We start from the raw sequence: 15,762 nt of genomic DNA, 5'->3' as shown, positions 1-15,762 counted from the left end.
TTTCCGGCGTCCGAGGGATTAGTTAAGCGCCCGTTATCGGATCGGTACTCTCATCCTATTCGCCCGTTTCGAACCCGTCGAGCGCGAGCGAGAGCATGTCCGTACTGACCGGCTGGAACTCCTCGCGTTCGTGTTTCGGGAGGTACTCGCGGACGCCGTTCCAGGACTCCCGAGCGTACCGCGCGTCGAGCAGGACGCGAACGCCGCGCTCGTCGGGGCCGCGGATGACTCGGCCGATCGCCTGTCTTGCCTTCCGGACGGCTGGGACCGTGAGCGCGGTCTCGAAGCCCGACTCGAAGCGTCTGTCGTACGCCGCGATCACCGCCCGCGTTCGCGGCCGGGCGGTGTTGATGATGGGGACGCCACAGACGATCGCCGCGGCGAGCCGGTCGCCGCGATAGTCGACCCCCTCCGTGAGCGTTCCTCGGAGACTGGTGACCAGCACCTTCCCCGCCCCCGCGAAGAAGGCGTCCTTGAGCGACTCGGTCTCGCGGTCGTCCGAGGACTCGTCGAGCAGCACCGGCTTCTCGAGACGGGCGTCGAGCTCGTCGGCGAACCACGCCGCCTCGGCGTAGTTCGGCGCGCCGACCAACACGTTTCCGTCGCGGCGCGCGACGGTGACGGCGGCGTCGAGATGGGCGAGCCGGGCGTCGGTCCGCTCGCCCGGCGCGCCGCGGTTGGCGTGGGTGAACTTCGGCGCGTCGACCGCGAAGCTCGCGCGGTTCTCGGGGGGAAACGAGAGCCCGTACGTCCGTTCGACGACCGGCCGGCCCCGATCGGCGAGGTGGTCGAGCCCAGTCACCTCCCGGAACACGTCCATCGGCTCGAGCGTCGCGCTCATCACGACGCCGCCGCCGAACTCCCCGAGGCGCTCGCCGATCGGCCCGCTCGGGAGGCAGTTGTACAGCGCGAGGCTCGCGTTGTACGCGCGCCGCCAGGAGTCCGGCGGCTCCGTCTCGTCGTGGGTGCGTTCGAGGTCGACGGCTCGGAAGAAGTCGGTGTGGCCCTCGCGGTACCACGCGTTGAGGGTGCGGCCGACGCCGGGGGCGGCCCGTCGTTTGTCCTCCGCGGACAGCGAGTCGAGGACGCGCTTGACGGTCGCGCCGACGGCGGGAGCGCGCGACCAGACGCGGTCGCGATGCCCGGCCTCGTTCGCCCACGCCGTGATCGCGTCCTCGCCGGGATCCTCGGGGTCACGCAACGGGATCTCGTCGTCCTCGAGTTCGCGCATCGACGCCCGCCAGTCGGGACGATCGCGGTCGAGGCGGGCGGTGACCCGACGGTCGATCTCCCCGCGGAGATCCGCGTAGAACTCCCGTACGGCCTCCAGTTCCTCGACCGTCACGTCGCTCTCCTCGAGTTCCCCGCGAACGAGGTCGGCGTCCTCCGACTCCGCGCCCCCCTGCTCGAACGAGAGCGGCTGGACGACGCGAGTGATCTCCGAGACCGCGTCTCGGAGGCTCGCGTCGGCAACCGCGTCGCTGACGAGGTCGCGCACGCGCGGCTCGAGCATGTGCGCCTCGTCGCAGACGAGGAACGTCGAATCGTCGATCAGCGCGCCCGTGAACGTCGCGGTCGTGGTCGGGTCGAACGCGTGGTAGTAGTTGCCGATGACGACCTCGACTTCCGGCACGAGCGCGCCCATCACCGAGTGGGGACACGATCCGTGGCCCGCCGAGAGCCGGACGAGCTCCTCGGCGTCGACGTGGCCGAGTTCGGTGGCGTCGAACGGGACCGCCTCCATCGGGTCGCCGTCGTCGGGGACGTCGTCGAGAAAGCCCGCGTAGAACGGACAGAACTCCGTCTCGGCGAACGTCTCGGTGTCGGGCGGGTACGGCGTCGGCTCGCCGTCGACGGTCAGGTAGTCCGCGGCGGCTCCGCCGTCGGTCGAGCCGGCGTCGGAGCCGCTCGCGGCTCCGGAGTCCAGCAGCCCGACCTGCTGGCTCCGCGCCTCGCTCGCGAGGGAGCCGGCGGTCGTCTCGCCGCCCTCGCCGACGAGGTTCCGGGTGCGTTCGCGGAGCCCCTCGCAGCGCTCGTAGACGTTCTCGCGGTCGATCCCGCCGCGATTCTCGCGGGCGTACGGACAGACGTCCGCCTTGCCGACGAGCGTCAGCCCGGAGACGGGGTCGTACCCGTTCGGGAGGTTCGCGTTGATCGTTTCGAGGTCGGTCTCGAACTGGCGGAGCTGCTGTTTGACGCTGGTGAGCACGAACACGCGCTCGAAGTCGGAGTCGGGATCGCGGACGCGGTCGATCCCGGCCGTCAACGCCAGCATCGTCTTGCCGGTCCCGCACGCGCCCTCGAGCGCGAGGAAGCCGCCGTCGGCGGCGGCGTCGATCGCGGCGTCGATGCCGTCCGCCTGCTCGGGGTACGGTTCCTCGTGGCCGAACACGTCGGCCCACCGCGGATCGTCGGTCACTACGCCGAGGTTACGCCCCATCCGGGTTAAAGCTTCAGAGCCGCGGCCGCCGGACCGATCTCACTCGACGGCTCCGGGGCCGTCCGGGAGCCCGCGTCCGGCGTGGAGCACGGCGAGGACGGTCGCGAGCGCGAGGACGCCGGCCGCGCCGGCGGCGAACGCGGCGTCGAAGCCGACCCGCTCGGCCGCGAGGCCGAACACGCCGCTGCCGGTCGACTCGACGAGCAGGGCGGTTCCGCTGAAGACGGCGTACGCGCTGGCGCGGACGTCCGCCGGCAGGGAGTCGAGGAGGAACGTGTCGGCCGCGGGGAACGTCGTGTGGATCACGAATCCGATCAGGGCGGTGGCGACGACGAGCGCGGCGGCCGACTGGGCGGCCACGAGGACGCCGAGCGCGGTCGCGAAGGCGACCAGGATCCCGAGCAGGTACGGTATCTGCGGGAGCCGGTCGGCGAGCCGGCCGCCGTACCAGAACCCCGGCAGGCCGGCGGCGAACACGACCGTGAGGAGCGTGTTCGCGAACGCGCCGGAGACTCCCTTCGTGCCGGTCAGGTACGTGACGTAGAAGTTGAACACGCCCTGCCAGACGAACCCCGGCGTCGCGACGATCACGATCACGAGGACGATGATCCGCCAGTGACCGAGCACCGACCGGAAGTCCCGGTCCGCGCCCGCGCTCTCCGGAAGGGGGTGTCGGCGGAGAACGACGAGGAGGGCCGCGGTCACCGCGAGCGCGGCGACGGCGAGCAGCCGGAAGACGTCCTCCCAGCCGGCGACGACGAGGATGCCGACCACGACGCCGGGGGCGACGACGGCCGCGAGCTGGCTCGCCGCCCCGTGGATCCCGATGGCGCGCCCGCGTCCGCTCGGGAACAGTTCGGCGACGAGCGGTACCGCGGCGACGAAGTACGCGCCGGAGGCGAGCCCGATGGAGAGCGCGCCGATCCGGAGCGCCGCGATCGATCCGGCGCTGCCGGTGAACGTCGCGGCTCCCGCGAGCCAGATCCCCGACCCGAGGACAACGTAGTGTCGCGGGACCCGCGTGAGGAGGTAGCCGACCGGGATCCGCGGGAGCGCGGATCCCAGCCACACCAGCGTCGTGACGGAGCCGACGACCGCGGGGCTCGCGCCGAACTCCGAGCCGATCGTCGGGACGAGCGGCGCGAACGCGACGCGTCCGAGATTGATGAGGAAGACGAGTCCGCAGAGCGTGCCGAAGGCTCGCCGGGTCATGTCGGCCGAGGTCGGGGGGTTCGGGAGCCGGTTACGGCCGAACGCGAACCCTCCCGGCCGTCACACCCCACAGACGTCGAAGAGGTCGTCCAGCGTCTCGATCTCCCAGGTGGGCCAGACGTTGAGATCCCAGTCGCGGCGGTGGGGGCGGCGGATGAACGCGGAGTCGACGCCCGCGTTCTCCGCGGCCTTCACGTCGGACTCGTTGTCACCGACGAAGAGCGCCGAGTCGGCGTCGAGATCGCCGAGCGCCTGCTCGAGGTAGTGCGGGTTCGGCTTCCGGAGCTGGAGGCTGTGGATCGTGGGTTCGCGTCCGTAGGCCGCGCCGAACTCCTCGAAGCCGTCGAAGTGGTCGACGAGGAAGTCGACGGTCGCCTGCTGGTTCGAGGAGACGATCCCCATCTTCACGTCGAGGTCCTCGAGGGTGTGGAGGTCGTCGTAAGGGGTCTTCCGGCCCGCGCGCGCCTCCCGTTGTTGGGCCCTCGAGACCACGTCGTCGCGCGTCCGCCAGAACGACCCCGGATCGAGGTCGTAGGTCTGACAGACGGTCCCCACGCTGCCGGGGGTCGCGCCGATCGTCATCCGCTCTACGTCGTCGGGTTCGGGGTCGTCGACGCCGCAATCCTCGAACGCGTCCCGGGTCGCCTCCCGGAGCACGTCGAAGCGCGTACGGCCGACGAGAACACCGTCGTTGTCGAAGACGACGGTATCGTATCTCATAATGTCCGTCCTCGCCCGACGGATAAAAGCGTTTCACCTCGGCAACGGGTTCCGTTCGATCCCGCGTCGACCGGCGAAGCGGGTCGAGATCCGGCCGGTCGGCACCACCGCTGACGGGGCGTTCGGAGGCGGATGGTCGGCATTCTTTTCAGTGCGTGCCGAAATACTGGCCTCGGTGACAGCGTGAATCTTCCCATCCCACCGTCGCGTCCCGGTCTCGACGATCCGTCGACGGATCGATCGCACCCGGTCGCTTCCCGTCGGGTGATCGCGTGACGTCTCGTGTCCGGGTCGACGGCGAGCGTCTTCGAACGCACCTCGAACGGACCGCAGGGTTCGGGGCCGTTGACGCGGACGACGGCCGGGGACGGACCGCCCTCCCGGCCGACGCCGCGAACGCGCGAGCCAGGGACTACCTCGTCGATCGGCTCGACGAAGCCGGCCTCGACGTCCGCATCGACGCCGTGGGCAACGTCGCCGGGCGCTGGACGCCGCCGACCGCGGACCCCGCGGCGGCCCCGGTCGCCGCCGGTAGCCACCTGGATTCCGTGCCTCGCGGCGGCATCTTTGACGGCCCGCTCGGCGTCTACGCCGCGCTGGAGGCGGTTCGTGCGGTCCGCGACGCGGACGTCTCCCCCGCCCGTCCGATGGACGTCGTCTGTTTCACCGGCGAGGAGGGGACCCGCTTCGCCGACGGCGTCCTCGGGTCCTCCGTGGCCACAGGCGAGTGTCGCGTCGACGAGACGCTGGCGCTGTCGGACGGCGACGCGACGCTCGAAGAGGCGCTCGATCGGATCGGCTACCGCGGCACCGGTCGGCTCGACGCAAGCGAGTGGGACGCCTGGCTGGAGCTCCACATCGAACAGACCGATCGACTCGCGGAGGCGGGCGTCCCGCTCGGCGTCGTGACCGACATCACCGGCACCGTCCGCTGCCACGTGACGATCGAGGGCGAGGCCGACCACGCCGGGACGACGAGCATGGCGGAGCGGACGGACGCGCTCGCGGCGGCGAGCGACGTCGTCCTCGCAACGGAGGAGTGTGCCTCGGAAACGGCCGCGACGGGGAGCGGGACCGCGGTCGGGACGGTCGGCGAGCTCGACGTCGACCCGAACGCGGTGAACGTCGTTCCGGGATCGGCGTCGCTTCGCCTCGACCTCCGCTCCGTGGATCGCTCGGAGATCCGCCGCCAGCTGGACGCGGTGCGGCGCGTCCTGGAGTCGGTCGAGGCCGATCGCGGCGTCTCCACGTCGCTCGAGCGTCCGTACGACGTGCCGCCGACCCCCCTCTCCGACCGGTGTCGTGCGGTCGTCGAGGCGGCCGCGCGCCGCGCCGGCGTCGAACCGCTGGCCGTCCACTCGGGTGCCGGCCACGACACGATGCGGGTCGCCGACGTGACCGACGCGGCGTTGCTCTTCGTCGCGTCCGAGGGCGGCCACTCCCACTCGCCGAAGGAGCGGGCCGACTGGGGCGACTGTACCGCCGCGGCGACCGTCCTCGCGGAGTCGCTCGCGCGGCTCGCGACGACCGGCACCAACGGCGACGACAGCACCACCGACGGCGACGGCTCGTGACCGACGGCGACGGTACGATCGCCGACGACACGGTTACAATCGCCGACGACACGGTTACAATCGCCGACGCCGACGGCACACACGGCACGAACTCTACTCATGATAGCAATCGACATCGACGAAACCACGTTCACGGCCGAACTCCACGAGGACCGAGCGCCCGAGTCGGTCGCGGCAGTCCGCGAGTTCCTGCCGCTGGAGTCCGAGCTCATGCACGTTCGCTGGAGCGGGATCGCCACCTGGATCAACATCGACGAGATCGACCTCCCGGAGATCCCGCGAGAGAACCACACGGTCTATCCGTCGCGTGGCGACCTCCTGTTGTACCCTGGGTATCGGAACGAACAGGAGATACTCCTCCCCTGTGGATCGACCTGCTTCAAGAGTCCCGCGGGCGAACTCGCCGGCAACCACTTCGCGACGGTCGACGCGACCGCAGAGGAGCTTCGCGAGGTCGAACGGGCGACGCTCCGCGACGGCGTCCACGACGTCGAGATCAGGGAAATCGACTCGTAGCCGCGTCGCAGGGCTGATCGACGATCCGCCGCCGATCGGACCGGCGCGACGCGACCGACGCCGATCGGGGCGCGCCGGTGAACCCGCCGGTTTTTGTGCCTCCCCAGGGGAGTTCGGACATGCGCGTCAGCGTCATCGGCGGGAGTTCGGTCCCGCCCGACACGGCCGCGGTCGCGGAGGAGCTGGGGACGGAGCTCGCCGACCGCGGCCACGCGGTCGTCTGCGGCGGGCTCGGCGGCGTGATGGAGGCGGTCTGTCGAGGTGCCCGACGGGCGGGAAGCACGGGAGGCGACCGCGGCGGCGGGACGGCCGTCGAGACCATCGGGATCCTCCCGACCGACAGGCGGGCGGACGCGAACCCGCACGTCACGACCCCCATCGCGACCGGGTTGGGCCATGCCCGCAACGCGCTCGTGGTGATGAACGGCGACGCCGCGATCGCGGTGAACGGCGGTCCCGGCACCCTGTCCGAGATCGGACTCGCGCTCGCGCACGGCCGGGCGGTCGCCGGGCTGGACACGCATGACGTGGCGGGCGTCGAGGCGGTCGACTCGCCGGGCGCCGCGGTCGACTACGTCGAGGCGGCCGCGGAGACGAGCGCGGGTCCGTGACCGTCAGCGCCGGAAATGATAATTGGATCGGTCGAGAACTCCACCCGATGTCGCTCGCGTTCGTCCTCCTCTACGGCGTCGTCGGGTTCGGCGTGGCCGCGTTCGCCGCGTTCGTCGGGTCGATACGGGCGCTCCAGGTGTACTTCGACCCCGACGCGGACAGCTACTTCCTCGACGAGGACCACGATCCGCCGGAGTTCGAGTGACGGTCGGATCGGCCGCCTACCAGGTGTCGTGGAACGTGTCGAACTCGATCTGGTCGAGGGGTCGCTCGCCGATCGCGGCCTCGTACTCGCCGGGCGTCAACATGGGCTTGTGGAAGCGGGGGCCGTCGTCTGTCGTGATCCGGGGACAGCCCGTGTTGACGAACGCGTCCATGTCGAAGTTGCGGAGGCGGTCGGGGGTCACCTCGTCCATCGTGATCAGGTAGGCGTTCTCGTTGTTCTCGACGATCTCCTGTGCCGTCTCCCAGCGGCCCTGGCCGATCTTCGTACAGAAGATGACGCCCCACTTCTCGGCGTCCATCGCCTTGTGGACCGATGCGTAGCGCTGCTTGAGGAACTGGTCGTGTTCGGCGATCGAGACGGCGTTGTTGACGGGGTCGGCGATGACGACGGTCTTCTCGGGGTGTTCCATCGCGAGCCCGACCGGGTGGAACTTCCCGCCGCCGACGTACAACACCTGGTCCGCGGGGATGTCCGCGGAGGCGTAGTTACACCCCAAGACCTGCCCCTCCTTGGTGAGCCGGTCGTCCCCCCGGCGGGTGTGGACCTCGTAGCCGCGCTCCTCGAGCCAGTCGGTCATCTCCTCGAAGCGGTTCATGTGCTGGGCCGTCGTCACGAGCCCCACGTCGGGGTCCTCCTCGGGGTCCGGGAGCTCCGCGAGCGACTCCTCCATGATCGGGAACGGGTCGACGTTGGAGAACAGCGGCACGTAGACGATGCTGTCCGACTCCTTCATCGGTGTGTGGCCGAAGTGGACGAAGACGTCCGTCCGGCGCATCAGGTAGGTGTCGAGGTCGCAGGCCCCGTAACACGGCTGGCCCGACAGCATGAACGTCACGTCGTCGGGCGCGACCTCGCGGAGGTCGTCGGCGACCTGCGGACCGCGGCGCTTGAGCCCCTCCGGGAACTGGAGGCCGACCTTGCTCGCGTCCCGCTCCTCGATGGCCTCGACGATCCGGTCGAGTTCGTAGTCCCACTCTCGGTCGTGTTTCAGCGACATCCCCGTCTTGGTGAGGTCGCCCTCCGTGGACCCGCTCATGTCGATCGGATCGTGGGTCTGGACGGTTAAACCGCGCGTTCGACGGTCGAGGCGTCGGGGACGGTCGATTCGGCGGAGATGGCGGACTCGGCGGGGATGGTCGGGGCGTCGGGGACGATCGAACCCGGCATGCCCGTTCGACGGGGTCCCGCTACTCCACGTCCCCGCCGTGGAACAGCGTCAGCTCCTCGGCCTCGTAGATGTTGATGAGTTCGGTCACGATCTCGTCGTACTCCTCGTCGTCCCGCCGGAGCGCGTCGAGCCGTTCGACGGTCGACTCGTCGAGGTGGATCTGCGGCATGGTCGCCGCTTCGTCGCCGGGGTTCAAAAGCGCACGGTCGGGTTCGCGGACGGCGGGAGCACGACCGCCGGACGGTTCGCCTCCGCGTTCACCGCCGCTCCCCGTCGAACCGGGCGGAGATCCCGTCCCCGGACGACCTCGATCGCTCCGCGAGCGCCAGGCGGGCGGACCGTCGCACGTCGGCCTCGGTGGCCCCGTCGCGCTCGAAGACGATCGCGCCGTTGAGGTCGACGACGCTGTCGGGCTCGGGGACCAGATCGAGGACCTCGGCGGTCGACAGCGGACGCGGACCCTCGCGTTCCGTCCCGACGAGTTCCGGGAGGGTGTCCGCCCACTCGAAGAGCGGATGGTACTCGGTACCGGGTCTCGCCTCGACGGACGGCAGCGATCGCCACGCGACGGCGTGTTCCGTCTCGGAGAGCGAGCGCACCCGAACCAGCCCCTGTGTGCCCCCCTGCTCCGGCGTGACCGCGATGGCCGACGGATCGCCGGCGAGGCGGACGTCCGCGACCTCGCGAACCCGCGCGAGCGCGACGCTCGCCGCGAACGGCGTCGCGCTCGCGAGCAGTCCGACGAGCGTCCGGAGCCGCTCGGAACCGAGCACGCCGTCGACGGCGATCGCCCCGAGCGCTCCGGCCGTCACGGCCGACGCCGCGGGCGCGACGCGCCCCGCGCGCTCGAACACGGTCGTCGTCGGGACGCGTTCGAGATCGGCCACATCCAGGACGCCGTCCGAACAGGCGATCCGGCTCCCGTCGGCCGGGAGCGAACACAGACACAGCCCGACGCCGGGGCCGGCGAGCAGGTCGCGAGCCTTCTCGCGGGTCGGGCGGACGAGAATCTCCCACGCGTCGACGCCGTCGGGCGGCTCCGTCATGGCGCGCTCGAACGCCCGAGCCCGCTCGTCCGAGTCCGCGAGGAACGTCGCCCGGAAGTCGCCCCTCGTGGGCCGGGACCGGGTCAGCCCGTTCTCGTACGCGGCGACGCTCAGGGCGGCGGCACCGGAGGGCAACGGCGCGTCGTCCGGGCTCGGCGTCCCGCTCGGGACCGGGAGGTCCGACGCCATCGCGGCGGCGATCGGCGGGTCCGACCCGGCCGACTCGCCCCGATCGCGAGAGCCAGCGCGAGCGCGGGACCCCGTGCGGTCGCGGACGCTCGCCGTCGGTGATCCCCGAACCCGGATCGGCGCGAGCAGGTGTGCGAGGTGCCCGAGGAGTTCCATCCCCGCGGGGCCCGGCCGGAGGACCGCGGTCGTCGCCCGGTCGGGGAGGCACGGCTCGACGGTCTCGAAGTCGACCTCGAGGTACTCCATCAGCCGATCGCTCATCGAGCGGTCTGCCAGGTTCGGCGGGTAGAAGGGGAGCTCCCCGCCGACCCGCTCGTACTCGTATCGTTCCGAGGGGACGTACCCCTCGGTCCGCGAGAGCGAGTCCAGGAACAGCGTCGTCCCGAGGAGCTCCGAGACGCGGCGCTCGAGCGCGGTCCCCTCGTTCGGCAGCGGCTCGGCGTACCCCGTGTCGAGCCGAACCGCCGGATCCGCGCCGGCGACGACGGTCGCGCCGAGGTAGTACGCGAGCGGCGCGACCCGGTAGACGTCCGCGTACGTCGCCGGAACCCCGATCTCGACGCCGGCGTCGGGCGTCTCGAGGGACGCGGGGATATCGAGTTCGTCTCCCCGCGCGATCCGCGGCGGGTACCCGCGGAGCGTCGGCCAGGACCGCTCCGGCGACGCCTCGGCGATCGACGAGCCGAGCGCCGACACCGCCGCCGCGAGCGCCGCCGGGTCGTCCGGAACCGTCATCGTCGCCTCCGGGCGGGTGTGAAGCGACCGGCCGCCGACGGTCACGGTCGTCGGCCGGTCGAACGCGACCTCGACGGCCCCGCCGCCGGCCATCCCGGTCGCCGAGACCTCGACGTCGACCGCGCGGACGAACGCCTTCGTCACCCCGACGACGTCGAAACAGTAGGAGCCGCACGGGAGCGTGAGGTCGTCGGTGAGCTCGGCGATGAACTCTCCGCCCGACTCGCGGACGCTCACCGTCGCGTACTTCGGGATCGACAGCCACGCCGCCTCGAGGCTCACCGCCCGGTCGACGGGGAGGGCGAAGAGGTCGACGAGCGCGGGCCGCGGGTCCGGCTCCCGGTCGAATCGGAGCGCGAGCCGTTCGCCCTCGAGCGCGTCGCGGACGTACAGCGTCCGCTCCGCAGTCTCGAAGGTCACGCGACGCCCGTCGCCCGAGCCAGTCATCGAACGCGAGACTCGTGCGACGCGTATGACGTTGTCGGTCGATCCGGAGCGGCGGGAGCGCGACGGTCGGCTTCGTGTCCCGGATCCGGACGGAACGCTTTTTCTCTCCCGCCGGCCAGCGTGGACATGGACCCGTCCCTGGAGACGGCGCTCGCCGACGCCTTCCCGGACCGACCGGTCGAGGGGCTCGTCGACGTCGGTCCCTCCTGGAACGGCGGCAACGAGACCGTCGGCGTCGACTTCGCCGACGGCGGCCGCGCGTACCTCAAGGTCGCGCTCGACGCGAACGGGAGCCGGATCGCCCGCGAACGGGCGGTCCTGGAGTACGTCTCCGCGCGACGCCCGGTCCCCGTTCCGGCGGTCGTCGCCGCCGATCCCGACGCGGAACGTCCCTACCTCGCGACCGCGCCCGCCTCGGGCCGCGACCTCCACGCCGTCCTCGAGGGGGCCGACGCCGATCGACGGGAAGCGCTGCTGCGGCGGGTCGGCGGGGCGCTCGCGACGCTCCACGCGGTTCGGTTCGCGAGCCACGGGGAGATCGTCGGCCGCGGCGAGACCGTCGGGATCGGGGAGGCGAAACGCGAGGCCGCGGGCGGCCGCGACGGTGACCCGGTCGCGAGCGACCGTGCCGGCGATCCCGACGCTCCCGGCCTCGAGATCGCGGCCGCCTCCTGGACCGACACGCTGCGCTCGACGATCGAGCGTACCCGCGAGATCGGCACGACCGACCGGCTCGCCCGCCACTTCGACGCCGTCATCGACTGCGTCGAGTCGAACCGGGAGCGCCTCGATCGCGCGCCCGCGGCGCTGCTCCACGGCGATGTCGCGCCGCCGAACGCGTTCCTCGCGGCGGAGAGGGCCGGGGACGGGAACGGAGGGGATCCTCGCGTGGGCTTTCTGGACTGGGAGCTCGCCCACGTCGGCGACCCCGCCCGCGACCTGGTCCGCGCACGAGACCAGCTCTGTAACGGCTTCGACTACGAGGGCCCGGACCGGTTCGGCGAGGCGGTGTACGAGGGATACTGCGACCGCGCCGGCGGGCTTCCGGAGGGCTTCGCGACGCGTCGACCGATCTATCGGGTCGTTCGGGTCCTCGGCCGCTCGGGCTTTCTCGACCAGTGGGTGACGTATCTCGACGAGCCGATGGACGATCTCGTCGAGCGCATCGACGCGGAACTCGACGCGCGGCTCGCGGCGGTCTGACTCCTCGCGGACCCTCCGCGACCGGTCCCCGCGCTACGTCCGGTTCCACGCCGCGTCGTCGGGGTCGATCCTCCGCTCGCCGCCGGCCAGCCCGTCGATCGCCGCGAGGTCGTCGGCGGAGAGGTCGAGCTCCAGCGCCGCGAGGTTCTCCGTCACGTGGTCGCCGGTCGATTTCGGGATGGGCACCACGTCGCGGGCGAGCGCCCACGCGAGCGCGACGACGGCCGTCGAGGTCCCGTGTCGCTCCGCCACCGCCGCGAGCGTCGGGTCGTCGAGCAGGTCGCCCCTGGCGAGCGGCGAGTAGCCCACCAGGTGGTGGTCGAACTCGGCGGCCAGCTCCCGGAGTTCGGGCTGTTGGAAGCGCGGGTGACACTCCACCTGGTGGGCCGCGATCGGCGACTCGAGGATCGCTCTCGCCTCCCGGAGCAGGTCGGGCGTGAAGTTGGAGACGGCGACGTGGTCGGTGACGCCCTCCGCGCGGAGTTCGTCGAAGGCCGGCAGCGTTCTCTCTGGGTCGTACGCCTTCGTGGGCCAGTGGACGTACAGCAGGTCGACGCGGTCGAGCCCCAGTCGGTCGAGACTCTCGTAGGCCGTCTCGCGGGCGTCCTCGGGCGCGAGGTTCGTCGGGTGTATCTTGGTGGCGACCACGACTTCGTCGCGGTCGACGGCCGCCTCGGCGAGCCCCTCGCCGACCGCGGCCTCGTTGTCGTACATCTGTGCGGTGTCGACGTGGCGGTAGCCGGCCTCGAGGGCGGTCACCACGCTCTCCGTACACTCCGCGGGGTCGTCGAGACCGGACGTGCCGAGCCCGAGTCCGAGGTCGATCGGCGGCATACCCACACGTTTCACCGCCGGGTGAAAAGCCCACGCCAGTCGGAAACGCGCGTTCCTCGTCGGACGACGAGGCCGGAGCCGCCGACGCGGACGGGACCGACCGAACCCGACGTCGCCGTCACTCCCGCCGTTCGAGGAACCGCGCGATCCGGTCCGTGGCCTCCTTCAGTTCGCGCATCGAGGTCGCGTACGACACCCGGAGGTAGCCCTCGCCGCCCGCGCCGAAGACGGAGCCGGGGACCACCGCGACGCCCTCGGCCTCCAGTAGCGCCTCGGCGAACGCCTCGTCGTCGCCGCCACACTCCGGGAACGCGTAGAACGCCCCGCCGGGCTCGAACGTGTCGAGTCCCATCGCGTTGAACCGGGAGACGACGAGTCGCCGGCGGCGGTTGTACTCCTCGACCATCTCCGTCACCTCGTCGTCGCAGCTCCGGAGCGCCTCCAGGGCGGCGATCTGGGCGGTCGTCGGCGCGGAGAGCATGGTGTACTGGTGGATCCGGTTCATCGCGTCGATGACGTCGGCGGGACCGAGCGCGTACCCCAATCGGAGCCCCGTCATCGCGTACGCCTTCGAGAAGCCGTTGACGACGACGGTGCGCTCGCGCATCCCCGGCTGGGTGGCGATCGAGGCGTGATCGCCGCCGTAGGTGAGCGCCGAGTAGATCTCGTCGGCGACGACCCGCAGGTCGTGATCGCGACAGAACGCCGCCACCTCGGCGAGTTCCGCGTCGGTCATCGTCGCGCCGGTGGGGTTGTTCGGGTAACAGAGCACGAGGAGGTCGGCCTCCGCCGCCCCGGCCGCCTCCAGCCGCTCGGGGGTGAGCGCGAAGTCGTCCGCGGCGCGCGTCGGGACCGACAGCGGCTCGCCGCCGGCGAGGTCGACGCCCGGCGCGTACGAGATGTAGGACGGCTCGTGGATCGCCACGACGTCGCCGGGGTCGACGAGCGTGCGGAAGGACAGATCGACCGCCTCGCTCGCGCCCGTCGTGACGAGGACCTCCTCGCCGGGGTCGTACGGCTGGTCGTATCGCTCGTGGTGGGCCGCGATCGCCTCGCGGAGCTCCGCGGTGCCGCGGTTGGCGGTGTAGGAGGTCTGCCCGCGCTCGAGCCCGCCGATCGCGGCGTTGCGCGCGGCCCACGGCGCGGAGAAGTCGGGCTCGCCGACGCCGAGCGAGATGACGTCGTCGCGCGCCTCAGCCAGCTCGAAGAACTTCCGGATTCCCGACTCGGGGAGCTCGCGGGCGCGTTCGGCCGTCCTCATGGCGAGACGGAGAGCCGGTCGTCGTCGTCGCCGTCGGCGAAGCGGACCCCGCCGTCCTTGTACGTCTCCATGATGTAGTGGGTGACCGTCTGGGTGACCTCCGGCATCGGCGCGACCTGCTCGGAGATGAACCGCGAGACGTCGTCCATCGAGCCGCCGAGCACCTCGACGGCGAAGTCGTAGTCGCCGGAGACGAGGTGGAGGGCGTCGACCGCGGGGAACTTCGCGATCCGGTCCGCGACCTGCTCGTAGCCGGTCTCGCGGTCGAGTTCCACGTTGATCTCGACGATCGCGCGGATCTTCCCGTCCGCCGTGCGGTCCCAGTCGACGACGGCCTGGTAGCCACGGACCACGCCGTCCGACTCCAGCGACGCGATGGCCGCCTCCACCGCCTCCGCGTCGAGGCCCGTCTGGGCCGCGATGTCCTCGATGTCCTCGCGAGCGTTCCGCGCCAACACGTCGAGTACCTCGCGCTCGGCGTCCATACCGACACGTCGGCGGGTGGCGGTTTGAATATGGCGGCGCACGCAAGCGTCCCCGCGACCGCGGGCGCGACGAGGCTCGCCGCGCTCGCCCCACGACGCCCGACGGGTGCGACCCGCGGCGGCCACACCCACGGTTATGTTTCCACCGCCCGATCCGAGACGCGTACTCATGACGGAACACGACACAGGACTGGACGACGCGACGCTGACTGACGCCACGGCACTGATCACGGGCGCGAGCGCCGGGATCGGCGAGGCGACCGCCCACGCGCTCGCCGCCCGCGGCGCGGACCTCGCGCTTTTGGCGCGGCGACGCGAGCGGCTCGAGACGATCGCCGAGTCGGTCGAAACGGAGTACGGCGTCGAGGCGACCGTCGTCGACGGCGACGTTCGCGAGCCGGAGACCTCGACGGCGGCGGTCGAGACGACCGTCGACCGGCTCGGCGGGCTCGACGTGGTCGTCGCCAACGCGGGGCTGGGCCGTGGCGGCGACGTGGAGACGATGACCGACGCGGAGTACTTCGCGATGCAGGAGACCAACGTCGACGGGACCTTCTTTCTCACCCGCGAGGCCCTCCCGCACCTGCGGGAGTCCGCGGGGACGCTCGTCGTCGTCGGCAGCTTCGCCGGGAAGTTCCCGCGCCCGTTCAACCCGGTGTACGCCGCGAGCAAGTGGTGGGTGCGCGGGTTCGCCCACAGCGTCGCCGCGCAGGTCGGCGACGACGACGTGGCCGTCTCCGTGATCAACCCCTCGGAGGTCCGCACCGAGTTCGGCAGCGAGGAGGGCGAGCCGTTCGAGGAGCGGTTCGAGCCCGGCAGCGTCACCGAACCCGAGGAGGTCGCCGAGGCGGTCGCGTTCGCGGCGACGCGACCGGGGTCGACGGCCCAGGAGATCGACCTCTTCCGGCGCGACAAGTTCACCGACACGTTCTGATCCGGCGACCGCGGCCCGCTCCCCGAGCGGCGTCGATCAGGCGGCGTCGGCGTCGATCGGCGCGCCACAGTCGGGACAGGCGTCGTCCTCGCGCGAGACCGCGAGGTCGCACTCCGGACAGAACCGGCGGTCGCAGGCTGGGTCGCCCATGTCCGACCCG

Annotated in this window: 15 protein-coding genes; 6 read left to right on the top strand and 9 right to left on the bottom strand. The window is 71.5% G+C overall.

Annotation, left to right across the window (positions count from 1 at the left end; all coding sequences use genetic code 11):
* Positions 1–55: 55 nt before the first annotated feature.
* Genes NO889_RS13190 through NO889_RS13180 form a run of 3 tightly spaced genes read right to left on the bottom strand, consistent with a single transcriptional unit; the run spans position 56 to position 4,372 of the window.
* Positions 56–2,419 carry an ATP-dependent DNA helicase gene (locus NO889_RS13190; RefSeq protein WP_256412713.1) on the bottom strand — a complete coding sequence of 788 codons (2,364 nt, stop codon included), beginning with the start codon at positions 2,417–2,419 and terminating at the stop codon, positions 56–58.
* A 60-nt stretch (positions 2,420–2,479) separates the two neighbouring features.
* Positions 2,480–3,652, bottom strand: coding sequence for an MFS transporter (locus tag NO889_RS13185; protein ID WP_256412712.1), 1,173 nt, complete (start codon positions 3,650–3,652; stop codon positions 2,480–2,482).
* A 60-nt stretch (positions 3,653–3,712) separates the two neighbouring features.
* On the bottom strand, positions 3,713–4,372 hold the full coding sequence (locus tag NO889_RS13180) for an HAD family hydrolase (protein ID WP_256412711.1): 660 nt from the start codon (positions 4,370–4,372) through the stop codon (positions 3,713–3,715).
* 272 nt (positions 4,373–4,644) lie between these two features.
* Between NO889_RS13180 and NO889_RS13175 the strand changes: the two genes are divergently transcribed.
* The 4 genes from NO889_RS13175 to NO889_RS13160 all read left to right on the top strand — a co-directional run bounded on the left by NO889_RS13175 (position 4,645) and on the right by NO889_RS13160 (position 7,279).
* On the top strand, positions 4,645–5,946 hold the full coding sequence (locus NO889_RS13175) for a Zn-dependent hydrolase (RefSeq protein WP_256412710.1): 1,302 nt from the start codon (positions 4,645–4,647) through the stop codon (positions 5,944–5,946).
* A gap of 99 nt (positions 5,947–6,045) precedes the next feature.
* On the top strand, positions 6,046–6,462 hold the full coding sequence (locus NO889_RS13170; RefSeq protein ID WP_256412709.1) for a DUF3830 family protein: 417 nt from the start codon (positions 6,046–6,048) through the stop codon (positions 6,460–6,462).
* A 119-nt stretch (positions 6,463–6,581) separates the two neighbouring features.
* Entirely contained in the window at positions 6,582–7,073 is a 492-nt protein-coding gene (locus NO889_RS13165) for an SLOG cluster 4 domain-containing protein (RefSeq protein ID WP_256412708.1), read from the top strand.
* Between the two features lie 47 nt (positions 7,074–7,120).
* Positions 7,121–7,279, top strand: a complete 159-nt coding sequence (locus NO889_RS13160) for a hypothetical protein (protein ID WP_256412707.1) — start codon at positions 7,121–7,123, stop codon at positions 7,277–7,279.
* A gap of 16 nt (positions 7,280–7,295) precedes the next feature.
* On the opposite strand, the gene dph2 is transcribed toward NO889_RS13160, so the two are convergent.
* The 3 genes from dph2 to NO889_RS13145 all read right to left on the bottom strand — a co-directional run bounded on the left by dph2 (position 7,296) and on the right by NO889_RS13145 (position 10,885).
* A complete protein-coding gene (gene dph2, locus NO889_RS13155) occupies positions 7,296–8,336 on the bottom strand; it encodes a diphthamide biosynthesis enzyme Dph2 (protein ID WP_256412706.1) in 1,041 nt (346 codons plus the stop codon).
* Positions 8,337–8,487: 151 nt separating this feature from the next.
* Entirely contained in the window at positions 8,488–8,637 is a 150-nt protein-coding gene (locus NO889_RS13150; RefSeq protein ID WP_256412705.1) for a DUF7557 family protein, read from the bottom strand.
* 88 nt (positions 8,638–8,725) lie between these two features.
* Positions 8,726–10,885: a hypothetical protein gene (locus tag NO889_RS13145; protein WP_256412704.1), complete on the bottom strand. Its 2,160-nt coding sequence runs from the start codon at positions 10,883–10,885 to the stop codon at positions 8,726–8,728.
* Positions 10,886–11,011: 126 nt separating this feature from the next.
* On the opposite strand from NO889_RS13145, the gene NO889_RS13140 reads away from it, so the two are divergent.
* Positions 11,012–12,088 carry a phosphotransferase family protein gene (locus NO889_RS13140; RefSeq protein ID WP_256412703.1) on the top strand — a complete coding sequence of 359 codons (1,077 nt, stop codon included), beginning with the start codon at positions 11,012–11,014 and terminating at the stop codon, positions 12,086–12,088.
* A 33-nt stretch (positions 12,089–12,121) separates the two neighbouring features.
* Here the strand turns inward: NO889_RS13140 and NO889_RS13135 are convergent, their stop codons facing one another.
* The 3 genes from NO889_RS13135 to NO889_RS13125 all read right to left on the bottom strand — a co-directional run bounded on the left by NO889_RS13135 (position 12,122) and on the right by NO889_RS13125 (position 14,668).
* Positions 12,122–12,922, bottom strand: coding sequence for an aldo/keto reductase (locus tag NO889_RS13135; protein ID WP_256412702.1), 801 nt, complete (start codon positions 12,920–12,922; stop codon positions 12,122–12,124).
* 118 nt (positions 12,923–13,040) lie between these two features.
* Complete coding sequence (locus NO889_RS13130) at positions 13,041–14,183, bottom strand: pyridoxal phosphate-dependent aminotransferase (RefSeq protein WP_256412701.1); 1,143 nt, start codon at positions 14,181–14,183, stop codon at positions 13,041–13,043.
* Positions 14,180–14,668: an Lrp/AsnC family transcriptional regulator gene (locus tag NO889_RS13125; protein ID WP_256412700.1), complete on the bottom strand. Its 489-nt coding sequence runs from the start codon at positions 14,666–14,668 to the stop codon at positions 14,180–14,182. The genes NO889_RS13130 and NO889_RS13125 overlap by 4 nt, the downstream gene beginning before the upstream one ends.
* Positions 14,669–14,837: 169 nt before the next feature.
* Between NO889_RS13125 and NO889_RS13120 the strand changes: the two genes are divergently transcribed.
* Positions 14,838–15,602 carry an SDR family oxidoreductase gene (locus NO889_RS13120; RefSeq protein WP_256412699.1) on the top strand — a complete coding sequence of 255 codons (765 nt, stop codon included), beginning with the start codon at positions 14,838–14,840 and terminating at the stop codon, positions 15,600–15,602.
* Positions 15,603–15,762 lie beyond the last annotated feature (160 nt).

It is taken from the genome of Halorubrum rubrum (genome assembly GCF_024494685.1).
GTDB classification, from domain to species: Archaea; Halobacteriota; Halobacteria; order Halobacteriales; family Haloferacaceae; genus Halorubrum; species Halorubrum rubrum.
Note: the sequence above shows the minus strand (reverse complement) of the source record. Positions and strands in the feature narration are given on the sequence as shown.

Coding starts and splice junctions, on each gene's coding strand:
- NO889_RS13185 (WP_256412712.1), bottom strand. CDS start 3,652: ATGACCCGGCGAGCCTTCGGCACGCTCTGCGGACTCGTCTTCCTCATC.
- NO889_RS13180 (WP_256412711.1), bottom strand. CDS start 4,372: ATGAGATACGATACCGTCGTCTTCGACAACGACGGTGTTCTCGTCGGC.
- NO889_RS13170 (WP_256412709.1), top strand. CDS start 6,046: ATGATAGCAATCGACATCGACGAAACCACGTTCACGGCCGAACTCCAC.
- NO889_RS13165 (WP_256412708.1), top strand. CDS start 6,582: ATGCGCGTCAGCGTCATCGGCGGGAGTTCGGTCCCGCCCGACACGGCC.
- NO889_RS13160 (WP_256412707.1), top strand. CDS start 7,121: ATGTCGCTCGCGTTCGTCCTCCTCTACGGCGTCGTCGGGTTCGGCGTG.
- dph2 (WP_256412706.1), bottom strand. CDS start 8,336: ATGAGCGGGTCCACGGAGGGCGACCTCACCAAGACGGGGATGTCGCTG.
- NO889_RS13150 (WP_256412705.1), bottom strand. CDS start 8,637: ATGCCGCAGATCCACCTCGACGAGTCGACCGTCGAACGGCTCGACGCG.
- NO889_RS13145 (WP_256412704.1), bottom strand. CDS start 10,885: ATGACTGGCTCGGGCGACGGGCGTCGCGTGACCTTCGAGACTGCGGAG.
- NO889_RS13140 (WP_256412703.1), top strand. CDS start 11,012: ATGGACCCGTCCCTGGAGACGGCGCTCGCCGACGCCTTCCCGGACCGA.
- NO889_RS13135 (WP_256412702.1), bottom strand. CDS start 12,922: ATGCCGCCGATCGACCTCGGACTCGGGCTCGGCACGTCCGGTCTCGAC.
- NO889_RS13130 (WP_256412701.1), bottom strand. CDS start 14,183: ATGAGGACGGCCGAACGCGCCCGCGAGCTCCCCGAGTCGGGAATCCGG.
- NO889_RS13125 (WP_256412700.1), bottom strand. CDS start 14,668: ATGGACGCCGAGCGCGAGGTACTCGACGTGTTGGCGCGGAACGCTCGC.
- NO889_RS13120 (WP_256412699.1), top strand. CDS start 14,838: ATGACGGAACACGACACAGGACTGGACGACGCGACGCTGACTGACGCC.